Source organism: Nocardia violaceofusca NBRC 14427, assembly GCF_963869435.1.
Lineage (GTDB): Bacteria > Actinomycetota > Actinomycetes > Mycobacteriales > Mycobacteriaceae > Nocardia > Nocardia aobensis.
Genome location: NZ_CAWMPM010000013.1, coordinates 17,030 through 30,677 on the forward strand (window position 1 = coordinate 17,030; position 13,648 = coordinate 30,677).

Here is a 13,648-nt window from a genome sequence, read left to right on the forward strand (position 1 = left end):
AGGGGCTCCTACAGATCGAGGGTGCATTCTCCGGACACGCTGCTGATGCATGTCTGGATTCGTTCTCCTTCGCGTCGCTCCGCGCCGTTGCGCAGATCGCGCACATATCCCCCCGCCAGCGGGACGACACACGTTTGGCAGATGCCCATCCGGCATCCGAACGGCATCCCGATGCCCAGCTCTTCTCCTGCTTCGAGAAGTGTTGTGGCGCCATCGATCTCCGCCTTCTTCCCCGATGCGGCGAAGTACACCGTGCCGCCCTCACCGCCGTGGTCGGTACGGGCGATGGTGAATCGCTCGGTGTGCAGACGATGGCGCAGTCCGCCGGCTTCGTAGTGCGATTCCATCTCGTCGAGCAGCGCCGGTGGGCCACACGCCCAGCAGTGGCGTTCGCGCCAGTCGGGCACCCATTCGTCGAGTCGTGCCGCATCGAAATTGCCCATCTCCCGGGTGAGTTGGAGGGTCAGGTCGTAGCCGGGGGTGTCCGCGGCCCGGCTCTGCATCTCGTCCAGGAAGATGACGTCGTCGCGGGTGGGGGCCGAATGGATGTGGCAGATGTCGGGCGCCTGCTCATGGGTCCCGAGGGCGCGAAGCATCGCGATCACCGGCGTGATCCCGCTGCCCGCGGTGACGAACAGCAATTTGTCCGGCACCGGCTCCGGGAGATGGAAATCCCCCTTCGGCGCCGCCAGCCGGATGACGGTGCCCGGCTCGACGCCGTCGACCAGATGTGTCGACAGGAACCCGTCGGGATTCGCCTTCACCGTGATCGAAATGGTCTTGTCGTCGGCCCCGCCGATCGAGGTCAGCGAATACGAACGCCAATGCCAGCGGCCGCCGATCTGCAGTCCGATGCCGACGTACTGACCGGGCGTGTACGTGGTCGGAAAACCCCAGCCGGGACGGATGGTGACGGTGGCCGAATCGGCGGTTTCCTTGACGACGTCGACGACCTTGCCGCGGAGCTCGCGCGCGGTCCACAGCGGATTGACCAAGCGGAGATAGTCGTCGGGAAGCAGGGGTGTGGTGGCCCGCGCCACCAGCCCGCGCACGACGTTGACTCGTGGCTTCTTGGCGCTGATATCGGCGGCAGGCCGCTTACTCCATTTCAACAGATCCATGGAAGCCCTCACTTCCGTGTACACCCGTACACTCGAAATGCCTGTGCCTACGTGCGGTTGTATACCACCTTCCCGCGCGGGTACACACAAGTTCTCGAGGTTCTCCGAAATCGGCCCTGTTGCCCGGGCCGCCGCACGACCGCCGGCGCGATGCGCCCATTCGAGTGGACGAGTGTGCGCCGAAAGCTCACGCCACGCGACCCGGGCCGGATCAACCGCGCCGTGGTTTGCGCCGGTCGTAGGCTTGCCCCATGGCACACGATCGCGACAGGGCGCACGACATCAAGCCTCGTTCCCGGGATGTCACCGACGGGCTGGAGAAGACCGCCGCCCGCGGCATGCTCCGCGCCGTCGGCATGGGCGACGACGACTGGGCCAAGCCGCAGATCGGCGTCGCCTCCAGCTGGAACGAGATCACCCCGTGCAATCTGTCGCTCGACCGCCTGGCCAAGGCGGTCAAGGAGGGCGTGCACGCGGGCGGTGGCTACCCGCTCGAATTCGGCACGATCTCGGTCTCCGACGGGATTTCGATGGGTCACGAGGGGATGCATTTCTCCCTGGTGAGTCGCGAGATCATCGCCGATTCCGTCGAGACCGTCATGATGGCCGAACGGCTCGACGGTTCGGTCCTGCTCGCCGGCTGCGACAAGAGCCTGCCGGGCATGCTGATGGCCGCCGCGCGTCTGGATCTGGCCAGTGTGTTCCTCTACGCCGGTTCCACGCTGCCGGGCAACGTCGACGGCCGCGATGTCACGATCATCGATGCGTTCGAGGCGGTCGGCGCCTGTATGAAGGGGTTGATCAGCCGCGAGGACGTCGACCGGATCGAGCGCGCGATCTGTCCGGGCGAGGGTGCCTGCGGCGGAATGTACACCGCCAACACCATGGCCTCGGCCGCCGAAGCGCTGGGCATGAGCCTGCCCGGATCGGCCGCCCCGCCCGCCCCCGACCGCCGCCGCGACGACTACGCCCGCAAGTCCGGCGAGGCCGTGGTCGGACTGCTCCGCAGCGGCATCACCGCGCGCGACATCCTGACCCGCGAGGCGTTCGAGAACGCCATCACCGTGGTCATGGCGCTCGGTGGTTCCACCAATGCCGTCCTGCACCTGCTGGCCATCGCGCGGGAGGCCGGAGTCGAGCTGACCCTCGCCGACTTCAACCGGGTCGGCGACAAGGTGCCGCATCTGGGTGACCTCAAGCCGTTCGGCCGCTACGTCATGAACGATGTCGACCGGGTCGGCGGCATCCCGGTCGTGATGAAGGCCCTGCTCGACGCGGGCCTGCTGCACGGCGATGTGCTGACCGTGACCGGCGCGACCATGGCCGAGAATCTGGCGCACATCGAGCTGGGTCTCGACGGTGACGTGATCCGCCCGCTCGATCGCCCCATCCACAAGACCGGCGGCCTGACCATCCTGCACGGCACCCTCGCGCCCGAGGGCGCGGTGGTCAAGAGCGCCGGATTCGACTCCGACGTCTTCCGCGGCACCGCGCGGGTCTTCGACGGTGAGCGCGCCGCGATGGACGCGCTCGAGGACGGCACGATCGGCGCGGGCGATGTGGTCGTCATCCGCTACGAAGGCCCCAAGGGCGGACCCGGTATGCGCGAGATGCTCGCCATCACCGGCGCGATCAAGGGCGCCGGGCTGGGCAAGGACGTTCTGCTGCTCACCGACGGCCGATTCTCCGGCGGCACCACCGGTTTGTGCGTCGGTCACGTCGCGCCCGAGGCCGTGGACGGCGGGCCGATCGCCTTCGTCGCCGACGGCGATCCCATCGTTCTCGACGTCGCCAACCGCATCCTCGACGTCGAGATCGACGAGGCCGAACTCGCCGCACGCAAGGTCGGCTGGGAGCCGCTTGCGCCGAAGTACACCTCGGGAGTGCTGGCCAAGTACCGCAAGCTGGTCAGCTCCGCGGCTCACGGCGCCGTGACCGGCTGAGATCTCGGCGCCGTGACCGGTTGAGGCAGACCAGGTCGTGACCGTGCCGTAGCGTTGCGCCATGGCAACGTTGGTCAGTTTCCACGCCCATCCCGACGACGAGGCGATCACCTGTGGCGGGGTGATGCGCAAGGCGTTCGAGCAGGGGCATCGAGTGGTCCTCGTGGTCGCGACACGCGGCGAGCACGGCGAGGTGCCGGACGGATTCCTCGACGAGGGCGAGCCGTTGTGGCAGCGCCGGGTTCGCGAAACCCACGCTGCCGCAGAGATTCTCGGCGTCGCGCGGGTGGAGTTCCTCGGCTACGTCGACTCGGGGATGATGGGGACGCCGACCAACGACGCGGCCGGCTCGTTCTGGACCGCTCCCGTCGAGGACGCCGCGCGGCGGCTGGCCGCGATCCTCGCCGAAGAGGACGCCGAGGTGCTCACCGTCTACGACGACAACGGCGGATACGGTCATCCCGACCATATTCAGGTCCACCGCGTCGGGATGCGTGCCGCCGAATTGGCCGGCACCCCACGGGTTTTCCAGAGCACCATGAACCGCGACGAGGTCGTGCGCGGTATGAAGGAGATCGCCGAGCAGGCCGGGGCGACGGGAATCGAGGCGCCCGACATCAGCGAGGTCGCCGAATTCGGAAAACCGGAATCGATGCTGACCACGGCCGTCGACGTCTCCGCCTATCTGGGCCACAAGCGCGAAGCCATGCGGGCACACCGGAGCCAGATCGACGAGCAGTCCTTCTTCCTCGCGATGCCGGATCCGGCGTTCGCTCGCGCGTTCGGTACCGAATGGTTCATCCGCAGCGGCGCGCGGACGGACATCCTCGAAACGGATCTGTTCGCGCCCCGGTGACACCCGCGCCCACCGACCGCCATTCGCGTCGGCCGCGAGCCGAGGCGAGGACCGGTCGGGACGCGATGCCGTACCGCGGCATCGGCCCCGCTGTCCGGATCGGGACAGCGGGGGCGACGGGGAATCGTCTCCGACTACGTCGGGTCCGAGGGGACGTCGAGGACGTCGAAGCCCTTGTAGTCCGCCGCGGCCACCTCGGCGATGATCTCGCCGTACACGCCGAACCCGCCGACGAAGGGCATGAACACCCGCGGCTTACCCGGCACGTTCGCGCCGAGGTACCACGAATTGGCTTGTGGCATCAATGTTTTCGCCGCCCGCTCGGCGCATTCGGCGACCCAGGCCGAGACCGCGTCGGGCCGCGCCTCGAGGGCGGCCGCGCCGCGGCGGTCCAGGAAGTCGATCGCGTCGGCCACCCAGTCCACGTGCAGTTCCGAATGCAGCACCATATTGGCCAGGACCGAGGGACTGCCGGGCCCGGTGAGGTTGAACAGATTCGGGAAGCCGGTGATGCCCAGGCCCAGATAGGTTTTCGGGCCCTCGCGCCACGCCTCGTTCAGGGTTTCGCCGCCGCGGCCGACGATGTTCATCTTCGCGACCGATCCGGTCATCGCGTCGAAACCGGTGGCCAGGACCAGGGTGTCGAGCGCGTAGTGCGCGTCGGTGGTGTGCACGCCCGCGGCGTCGATCCGCTGGATCGGTGTGGTGCGCAGGTCCACCAGTTCGACGTTGTCGCGGTTGTAGGTCTCGTAGTAGTCGGTGTCGGTGCAGATCCGTTTGGCGCCGATCGGATGGTCGCGCGGGATCAGCAGGTCGGCGACGCGTGGGTCGTCGATCACCGCGCGCACCTTCTGTTCCCAGAACAGGCGCGCCGGCTCGTTCGCCTCGGCGGTCACCATCTGATCCGGGAACGTCTTGCTGAACAGCACTCCGCCGAGCTGCCAGCGCTTCTCGTAGGCGTCGCGGCGCTCCTGCTCGGATACCTCGAGGGTGTTCTTGGGATGCGGCTGATGCGGTGAACCGCCACCGCTGGCCATCGACAGCCGCCGCCGCTCCGGATATCCGGCCTTCTGCTCGCGGCGCGTCTGCTCGTCCAGCGGCGTATTGCCCGCGGGCACACTGTAATTGGGTGTGCGCTGGAAGACGTACAGCCGCTCCGCCTGCTCGGCGAGATGCGGAATGGCTTGGATGCCCGAGGATCCGGTGCCGATGACGCCGACCCGCTGACCGGTGAAGTCGACACCGTCGGCGGGCCAGCTGGAGGTGTGCAGCAGCCGGCCGGCGAAGGTCGGCAGCCCGTCGATGGCCGGGGTGTTGGCATTGGACAGCGGACCGGTGGCCAGCACGACGAACCGCGCCGTCACCTCGGCGCCGCTGTCGACGCGGACCCGCCAGCGCAGCGTGGTCTCGTCGAGCACGATATCGGTTACCCGCGTGCCGAATTCGATGTCGCGGCGCAGATCGTAGCGGTCGGCGACATGTTCGAGATAGGACAGGATCTCGGGCTGGGTGGCGTATTTCTCGCTCCAGTTCCATTCCTGCTGCAGGGCGTCGTCGAACGAGTACGAGTAGTCGACGCTCTCGACGTCGCAGCGCGCGCCCGGGTAGCGGTTCCAGTACCACACGCCGCCCACGCCGTCGCCGGCCTCGAACGCCTGCACGCGCAGACCCTGCCCGCGCAGCCGGTGGATCGCGTAGAGCCCTGCGATGCCTGCGCCGACGATCACCACATCGACGCCGGTACGGATATTCCCAGTGGACGATGTCGTCTCGGGGGTCACAGTCGGATACCTTTCGCCGGAGACCTGTTTCTCCGCCCTCGACGCTAGGAAAGGGCGCGGCTCCCGGGCAGATGTCGTCCCGCTGACCGGCGCTCACGGCGATCCGGCTCCCGATGACCGGGACGCGCGCTGCGCCGGGCATCGGCACCGGGACCACCGGCCGCCGCGACCGGGGAACCGGTTGCAGGCAGGAGTCGAACACCGTTGACACGGTGGGTTCGCGGTGGTTGAGTTGTTTTACAGCGTGTAGCCAAAGGGTAGCTTTGCAGACCGTCGAAGTGCCCTGTACAGGGCTGTCGCGTCATTCGCCGAATCAGGTATCGACCATGATCATTCTCGGAATCATTCTCCTCGTCGTCGGTTTTCTGCTGAAGATCCACATCATCTGGATCATCGGAATCGTGGTCCTCGTCATCGGTCTGGTGCTGCTGGCAATGGGATCGATGGGTCGTGCCGTCGGCGGTCGACGCCACTACTACTGACGCCGGTGCCGGCCGCATGCCGGAACGCCCGAGCGAGTTCGAGGAGTCGAGATGAGTACCACCACGATCGTCGTGATCGTTGTTGTCGTGGTTGTGGCGATCCTGGTCATCGCCGCGCTTGCCCGCGTGGCCGTGGCTCAACGTAAGGAACATCGTCGCGCCGAGGCCGCCGAGATCCGCGAGAAGGCGACCGAGCGTTCCCACGAGGTCGGCCGTCGCCAAGCGCTCGCCGACGAAACCGCGGCCAAGGCCCGGGCGGCGTCGGCCGAGGCCGACATCAAGGCGGCGCAGGCCGCTGGGCTGAAGGAACAGGCAGCCGCTCACCACAACGAGGTCTCGACCTCGCGTGAAGAACTCACCCAGGAGTTCCACCGCGCCGACAAGGTCGATCCGGACGCGCGAACCCCCGAGCCGGGAAAAAACGCCGAGCGCGGTCGCACGTCCGGAGCCGACGCCGCGCGAAACGATGCCCATCGCAGCGATACTCCGCGAAACGACGTCCCGAGAAGCGGGCCCACCGAGGGACGCTGACCTCTGCCTCCGTTACCGCGGAGACCGGCGCGCTCACCGCCCCCACAGCGCGCGGTGAGCGCGCGGCCAGAACTCGAATCCGGCGGTGGCCAGACCGCCGAGGCCGATCACCAGCACCGCCGCATCGACGCTGGTACGCCCTTCGCGTGCCCAGTAGACGTCCTCCAGATCCAGCAGCAGCGCCAGTTCGTCGACGATCAGGGCCGAGCCGGCGCCGTAGGAGGTGGCCACCACCGGATGCCGGCGGGCGCGCTCGGTGCCGCGCAACGCCACCATCCCCACCGCCGCGAGCGTCGCGATCCCGATGTTGTAGTGGTGGAAATACTTGCCGCCCAGACTGATTCCGCCACCGCTGGGCCCGTGGCCGGCGCGGATCCAGTGCGTGAGGGCCCGCGTGGTCCCGAAGGTCGCCGTGAACGCGGCCCACGCCCACACCGCCGACCGCTCGCCGGGCCCGAGAGTCTCCATCCACGCCCGCCGCACCTCGCGGCCTCGATGCTGAACGGTGGCCAGGGTGCTCCTGCCGTCTCGATCGGTCACCCTCTCATGGTCGTCGGGTCACGCGGTCCCCATGCGGTATTCGGCAAATTTCCAGAGAACACGGTTGGTGTCCGCATCGGCTGGTCCGTGCCGGTGGAAACCGTGCACCGGCGGACATACGATCGAAGCAGTGCCCGAGCGGGCCGAGCAGGTGGCGAATGGGAGCACCGCATGAACGACCATCCGGAACACACGCCCCGGGTCACCGCTTTCCCGCGCATCGACGACTATGCGTTCATCTCCGATTCCGAGGTCACAGCCCTGATCGCGCCCAGCGGCGCCATCGAATGGATGTGCTTGCCCCGCATGGATTCCCCCAGCGTCTTCGGCGCGATACTCGATCGCTCCGCCGGGTCGTTCCGCTTCGCACCCGACGACATCGCGACCCCGGCCGATCGCCGGTACATCCCCGGCACGATGGTCATGGAGACGAGCTGGCGCAGTGGCGAAGGATGGGCAACCGTGCGCGACGTCCTGCTCGTCGGCCCCTGGCGGCACCAGCAACCCGGTCGCAGCGCGCACCGTCGCGCACCCACCGACTACGACGCCGAACACATCCTGCTGCGCATCGTGCACTGCGAGACCGGGCAGATCCAGTTCGTGCTCGACTGCCAGCCCGCCTACGATTACGGGCGAGCGCGGGCCGCTTGGGAGTACCTCGACAGCTATCACCTGGCCCAGGCCGACGCCGACGGTGTCGATCTGCCGTTGCGCCTGACCACCGATCTGCGCCTGGGCATCGAGGGCTCGCGCGCGGTCGCCCGCACACTGCTCAAGAGTGGCGACACCCGCTTCTGTGCGCTGTCCTGGGGCAGCCGAGAGGCTCCCGAAACCGTCGATGAGGCCAATCGGCGCCTGGTCGGGACCGTGCATCACTGGCGGCACTGGCTGGCCGGCGGCCGGTTCCCGGATCATCCCTGGAGCGCCCAGCTCACGCGCAGTGCGCTGACCCTCAAGGGCCTGACCTTCGCCCCGACCGGCGCCATCGTCGCCGCGCCGACCACCTCGCTACCGGAAACCCCTGGCGGAGAACGTAATTGGGACTACCGCTACACCTGGGTCCGGGACTCGGCCTTCGCGCTGTGGGGCCTGTACACGCTGGGCTTCAACTGGGAAGCCAACGACTACTTCTCCCACATCATCAATTTGGCCGAGAACGCCGAGGACATGCAGATCGTCTACGGCATCGGCGGCGAAACCGACCTGCGCGAACACACCCTGGACAACCTGCGGGGCTACGAGAACGCCGCACCGGTGCGGGTGGGCAACGACGCGTATCGCCAACGCCAGCACGATGTCTGGGGCGCGGCGCTGGACTCGGTCTACCTCTACGCCCGCCATCAGGACCAGATCGACGCGCGCACCTGGCCGCTGCTGCGCTGGGCGGTCAAGAGCGCGCTCGCGGTGTGGCGCGAACCCGACCACGGTATCTGGGAAGTGCGGGGCAAGCCGCAGCACTTCACCTCCAGCAAGGTCATGTGCTGGGTCGCCGCCGACCGTGGGGCGCGACTGGCCCGCATCCATCAGGACTTCGAACGGGCCGCCCGCTGGCAGCGCGCGGCCGACGAGATCCGCGCCGACGTCTGCGCCAACGCCGTCGACTCGCGGGGTGTGTTCACCCAGTACTACGGCAGCACGGCACTGGACGCCTCGACCCTGCTCATCCCGCTGGTCCGGTTCCTTCCTCCCGACGACGAACGGGTCCGCAAAACGGTGCTCGCCATCGCCGACGAACTCACCAGCGACGGACTCGTCCTGCGCTATCGCACCGACGAAACCGACGACGGGTTCGCCGGGACCGAAGGCACGTTCACGATCTGCTCGTTCTGGCTGGTGTCCGCACTCTCGGAAATCGGTGAGAATCACCGCGCCAAGCAGTTGTGCGAAAAATTGCTCGGCTACGCCAGCCCGCTGGGCCTCTACGCCGAGGAGATCGACCCGGTGACGGGCCGGCACTGGGGCAACTATCCCCAGGCGTTCACGCATCTGGCGTTGATCAATGCCGTCATGCACGTCGTCCGGGACGAGCAGATCGAGTTGCGCACCGCACTCGGGGGAGAGTCCATCGCCCCTCGCCTCGACGACGGCATGCTCACCGGCGGATACATCCATATCTAGGCTGGTGTGGTGCGGCTGGACCACGCGACTCTCGACGCTCGCCTCGACACCATCGCCCGGCAGCCGTTCCGGGCGAAGTTCCACCTGCGCGCGCCCGAGGTGGAGTTCGTCGCGCTGCGCGGCATGACGGTGGTGCGCGAGCACGCCGCCGATCTCATCGGCAAGCGGCTCGCACCGGCTCATCCCGCCAAGGACGGCAAGCAGACTCCCTGGGGCGGTCATCCGGTCTTCCGCGCTCAGCACGCCACCGCCACCTGCTGTCGCAGCTGTCTGCAGCGCACGCACGGCATCGCCAAGGGCCGCGAACTGACCACGCGGGAGCGCGAATACGTCGTGGACATCATCTGCCGCTGGATCGAACTGGAGTGCGCTCGCCGGTAGCGTCGCGAGCGCCACCGGTTCGATGCGCGCGGGACGGGTACGTGGCCGGTATGCCCCGTTCCTTGAAGCGCGCCGTCAGTACGCCCCTGCTGTACTTCTTCATCCTGGGCGACGTGCTCGGGGCGGGGGTCTACGTGCTGATCGGTTCCGTCGCGCAGGCATCGGGTGGTGCGGTGTGGTTACCGCTGGCCGTCGCGCTCGGCATGGCCACCCTCACCGCGGCGTCGTATGCCGAACTGGCGACGAAGTACCCCCGAGCGGGCGGCTCCGCGCATTACGCGACGCGGGCGCTGGGACCGGCCGCCGGCTCACTGGTCGGCTTCTGCATGCTCGCGGCGGGTGTGGTGTCGGTGGGAGCGCTGGCCCGGGCGTTCGCCGGTGACTATCTCCAGGTGCTCGTATCCGCGCCGACCGCGGTCGTCATCGTCGTCTTCCTGGTCGCGCTGGCGGCGCTCAACATCCGCGGGATCAAGGAATCCTTGCGCGCCAATGTGGCGGCGAGCCTGGTCGAGCTCAGCGGGCTGGTGCTGATCATCGGGCTGGGCGCCTGGATCCTGCTGCGCGGTGACGCCGATCCCGGCAGGCTCACCGAGATCGGGACCGCGGAACACGGTCCGGTCGCGGCAGTGCTCGCGGGTACGGTGCTGGCCTTCTACTCCTTCGTGGGGTTCGAGACCTCGGTGAATCTGGCGGAGGAGGTGCGCGATCCGCGGCGCTCCTACCCGATCGCGCTGTTCGGCGCCCTGCTCACCGCCGGGGTGGTGTACGTGCTGGTCGGTGTGGTCGCCAGCGCCGCCGTGCCCACCGGCGAACTCGCACGATCGAGCGGTCCGCTGCTCGAGGTGGTGCGCCGCGCCGGCGGTGTGCCCGACCGGTTGTTCAGCGTCATCGCACTGGTCGCCGTCGCCAACGGCGCACTGCTGACCGGCATCATGGCCTCGCGGCTCGCCTACGGCATGGCTCGCGACGGACTGCTGCCGGCGGTGCTCACCCGGCTGCTTCCCGGCCGCCGCACTCCCTGGGTGGCGGTGGTGGTGACCTCGGGAGCATCGATCGCCCTCGCACTCACCGGCGAGGTCGCCGTGCTGGCCGAAACCCTGGTCCTGCTTCTGCTCGTCGTGTTCGCGGCCGTCAACTGCTCGGTTCTGCTCGAGCGCCGCCATCCCGTCGATACCGACCACTTCCGTGTCCCGACGCTCGTTCCCTGGCTGGCGCTGGCCTCCTGCCTCTACCTGTTCACCCGCATCGACGCCGAGATCTGGGCGCGCGGCCTGATCCTGGTCGGCTTGGGCGCCGTGCTCGCGCTGGTGAACGGCCTGCGTACCCGCCGCGCCCACCCGGAATCCCGCATCACGCAGGCCGTGAAGACGATGCGTCCCTGATCCCCGCACGGTGGCGACCGATCGGGGCGTTTCTGTCACGCGATCGGCAACCGTTGACTTCACGCTGAGCGAATACCTGGTGTTCGCGGCCGCCGGGAGTCACGATCCATGCGCACATGTGAATGTCCGCACTTACCCGACGAAGGGCGCGATCATGACCGTGACAGACGAGCTTCTGGCCAACAATGCCGACTACGCAGCACAGTTCAGCGGACCGCTTCCGCTGCCGCCGAGCAAGCACGTCGCCGTGGTGGCGTGCATGGATGCGCGGCTCGACGTCTACCGCATCCTCGGACTCCAGGAGGGGGAGGCCCACGTCATCCGCAACGCGGGCGGGGTGGTGACCGACGACGAGATCCGTTCGCTGGCCATCAGTCAGCGGTTGCTGGGCACCACGGAGATCATCCTCATCCACCACACCGACTGCGGCATGCTGACCTTCACCGACGACGAATTCAAACGTGGAATCCAGGACGAGATCGGCCTCAAACCAGGCTGGGCGGCCGAGGCTTTCGACGATCTGGATGTGGATGTGCGCCAGTCGATCCGGCGCATCGAGGCCAGCCCGTTCGTGACGAAGACGACCTCGCTGCGCGGCTTCGTGTTCGACGTCGCCACCGGCAAACTCCAGGAGGTCCTCGCCTGATCCCGATCCGGCGATAACTTCGTCGGTCTGCCGCGGCCAGGTGCCGGGACAGGGCGGTCCGAGTGTGCCGCCCTATGGTTCGACGCATGACGAGTGACTTCACCGATAGCGGAGGCTGGTTCCCGGGCGAGCGGGTCCGCGCGGCGGTCGACCGTCCGAAACACGTTGCGGGATCGAATGTTCCGGATCCGCGACGGTGGTCCGGCTCGGCCCTGCTGCTGCCGGGCGTGCTGGCGTACACGGGCGCGATCGGACCGACCGAGCGGCATGCGCACCATGCGGTGCAGCTGATGGTCGCGGCGGGTGAGCTGCGCGTGGTCGATGACGACGGGGGTGTGCACACCGGAAATCGGATGGGGATCCCATCCGATACCGGGCATGCGATCACGGCCGGTGCGCAGCCCGCGCTCGCGCTGTTCGTCGATCCCGAATCCGCGCTGGGTAGCGCGGTGGAAAACCGTCTCGGCGCGTCCTGGGCGGACACCGACGTGCTGGCCGGCCTCGATCCGGCGAGCGGCGATCCGCGCGCCGCGGTATCGGCGCTGACCCGGTCGGTGGGTGCCGGTGCCGTGACGCCGTCGCGGCACCCCGGTGTCAGCGCGGCGCTCGAACTGCTGCCGGAGCTGATCGCGCAGGGCCCGGTGCGCACCGGCGCGCTCGCCGAGCGGGTGGGGATTTCGACGAGCCGGCTGACACATGTGTTCACCGATCAGGTCGGGTTGCCGCTGCGCCGGTACGTGCTGTGGTTGCGGGTCATGACCGCCGTCGCGCGGACGGCCGCCGGCGACGATGTGACCGCGGCGGCGCATGCGGCCGGATTCGCCGACGGCGCGCACCTGTCCCGGACGTGTCGTGCCACCTTCGGCCTGCCACCGTCCGCACTGAGTCGCACCGTCCGCGTGGAGATCGGTTCCGCGATCTAGCCGAATCGTTCAATCGCTTCCGCGGCGGTTCCGCCAGGCTGGAACGGTGACCGACACAGCCACCTCGAATACTGCGAAACTCACTGTTCCCCAGCACATTCTGCGCTACTGCTATGTACCGTTCATGGTGGTGGGTGTCGACGGCGCCGCGATCGCGCTGTCGGCCGCCGGTGCCGCGGAGGCATGGCTGCTACTCCTGCTGGCGATCGCCGTGGTGTCGTCGTTTTTCGCCGAGCGGGTCATCCCGTACGAGCGGTCGTGGAACACCGACCACGACGACATCCGCCGCGACCGCATCCATGCCGCGGTCAACGAGACGATGATCCTGGCCGGTGTGGCGGTGATTCCGCTGCTGGCGTCCGTGGTCCCGGCCCCGGAGCTGTGGCCGCGGCACTGGCCGTTGCTCGCTCAGGTCCTGGTGGCGATCATGGTCGCCGATTTCGGGATCACGACCATGCATCTGGCCAGCCACAAGATCGGCATGCTGTGGCGATTCCATGCCGTGCACCACAGCGTCACCCGATTCTACGGACTCAACGGCCTGATGAAACACCCGCTGCACCAGGCGATCGAAACGGCCGCGGGGGTGGCGCCTTTGATCCTGGTCGGCCTGCCGGCCCCGGTCGCCGGCGTGCTGGCCCTGGCTGTCGCCGTGCAACTGCTGCTCCAGCATTCCAATGCCGACTACCGCGTCGGTCCCGCGACATACGTGCTCGCCCTCAACGAGGGGCACCGCTTCCACCACCTCAGGTGGGCCGGTGTCGGGGACGTGAACTTCGGGCTCTTCACGCTGATCTGGGATCACCTCTACCGGACCTACTCCTACGATCCGGCGCGCCGATTCAGCTCCGCCGAACTCGGTATGGCGGCGAAACCGCACTATCCCTCCGCCTATTCGGCGCAGCTGCGCTATCCCTTCACCCCCGACGGAGGATGCTGAGGGA

General features: G+C 68.0%; 13 protein-coding genes. 10 read left to right on the plus strand and 3 right to left on the minus strand.

Annotation, left to right across the window (positions count from 1 at the left end; all coding sequences use genetic code 11):
* Positions 1–8 precede the first annotated feature (8 nt).
* Positions 9–1,121, minus strand: a complete 1,113-nt coding sequence (locus AC5592_RS11990; protein ID WP_036502019.1) for a ferredoxin reductase — start codon at positions 1,119–1,121, stop codon at positions 9–11.
* A 251-nt stretch (positions 1,122–1,372) separates the two neighbouring features.
* On the opposite strand from AC5592_RS11990, the gene ilvD reads away from it, so the two are divergent.
* Complete coding sequence (ilvD, locus tag AC5592_RS11995; RefSeq protein ID WP_036502017.1) at positions 1,373–3,064, plus strand: dihydroxy-acid dehydratase; 1,692 nt, start codon at positions 1,373–1,375, stop codon at positions 3,062–3,064.
* Positions 3,065–3,125: 61 nt separating this feature from the next.
* A complete protein-coding gene (locus tag AC5592_RS12000) occupies positions 3,126–3,920 on the plus strand; it encodes a PIG-L family deacetylase (protein WP_036502015.1) in 795 nt (264 codons plus the stop codon).
* Positions 3,921–4,054: 134 nt separating this feature from the next.
* Here AC5592_RS12000 and AC5592_RS12005 read toward each other — a convergent pair whose 3' ends face one another.
* On the minus strand, positions 4,055–5,701 hold the full coding sequence (locus tag AC5592_RS12005; RefSeq protein WP_063064224.1) for a flavin-containing monooxygenase: 1,647 nt from the start codon (positions 5,699–5,701) through the stop codon (positions 4,055–4,057).
* 326 nt (positions 5,702–6,027) lie between these two features.
* On the opposite strand from AC5592_RS12005, the gene AC5592_RS12010 reads away from it, so the two are divergent.
* Together AC5592_RS12010 and AC5592_RS12015 are read left to right on the plus strand one after the other, a co-directional pair.
* Complete coding sequence (locus AC5592_RS12010; protein WP_086006941.1) at positions 6,028–6,183, plus strand: DUF6131 family protein; 156 nt, start codon at positions 6,028–6,030, stop codon at positions 6,181–6,183.
* A gap of 51 nt (positions 6,184–6,234) precedes the next feature.
* On the plus strand, positions 6,235–6,714 hold the full coding sequence (locus tag AC5592_RS12015; RefSeq protein ID WP_036502013.1) for a hypothetical protein: 480 nt from the start codon (positions 6,235–6,237) through the stop codon (positions 6,712–6,714).
* 33 nt (positions 6,715–6,747) lie between these two features.
* On the opposite strand, the gene AC5592_RS12020 is transcribed toward AC5592_RS12015, so the two are convergent.
* The gene (locus tag AC5592_RS12020; protein WP_063064225.1) at positions 6,748–7,182 is read right to left on the minus strand and encodes a hypothetical protein; all 435 of its coding nucleotides are present in this window, start codon (positions 7,180–7,182) and stop codon (positions 6,748–6,750) included.
* A gap of 243 nt (positions 7,183–7,425) precedes the next feature.
* On the opposite strand from AC5592_RS12020, the gene AC5592_RS12025 reads away from it, so the two are divergent.
* The 6 genes from AC5592_RS12025 (at position 7,426) to AC5592_RS12050 (ending at position 13,644) form a co-directional block, all read left to right on the plus strand.
* Entirely contained in the window at positions 7,426–9,372 is a 1,947-nt protein-coding gene (locus tag AC5592_RS12025) for a glycoside hydrolase family 15 protein (RefSeq protein WP_084506637.1), read from the plus strand.
* Between the two features lie 9 nt (positions 9,373–9,381).
* Entirely contained in the window at positions 9,382–9,753 is a 372-nt protein-coding gene (locus tag AC5592_RS12030) for a DUF4186 domain-containing protein (protein ID WP_232329321.1), read from the plus strand.
* 50 nt (positions 9,754–9,803) lie between these two features.
* Complete coding sequence (locus AC5592_RS12035; protein WP_063064226.1) at positions 9,804–11,135, plus strand: APC family permease; 1,332 nt, start codon at positions 9,804–9,806, stop codon at positions 11,133–11,135.
* Positions 11,136–11,289: 154 nt separating this feature from the next.
* A complete protein-coding gene (locus tag AC5592_RS12040) occupies positions 11,290–11,781 on the plus strand; it encodes a beta-class carbonic anhydrase (protein WP_036502052.1) in 492 nt (163 codons plus the stop codon).
* A gap of 86 nt (positions 11,782–11,867) precedes the next feature.
* Positions 11,868–12,704: an AraC family transcriptional regulator gene (locus AC5592_RS12045; RefSeq protein ID WP_084506582.1), complete on the plus strand. Its 837-nt coding sequence runs from the start codon at positions 11,868–11,870 to the stop codon at positions 12,702–12,704.
* Between the two features lie 124 nt (positions 12,705–12,828).
* Positions 12,829–13,644, plus strand: coding sequence for a sterol desaturase family protein (locus tag AC5592_RS12050; protein WP_063064373.1), 816 nt, complete (start codon positions 12,829–12,831; stop codon positions 13,642–13,644).
* Positions 13,645–13,648: the final 4 nt, after the last annotated feature.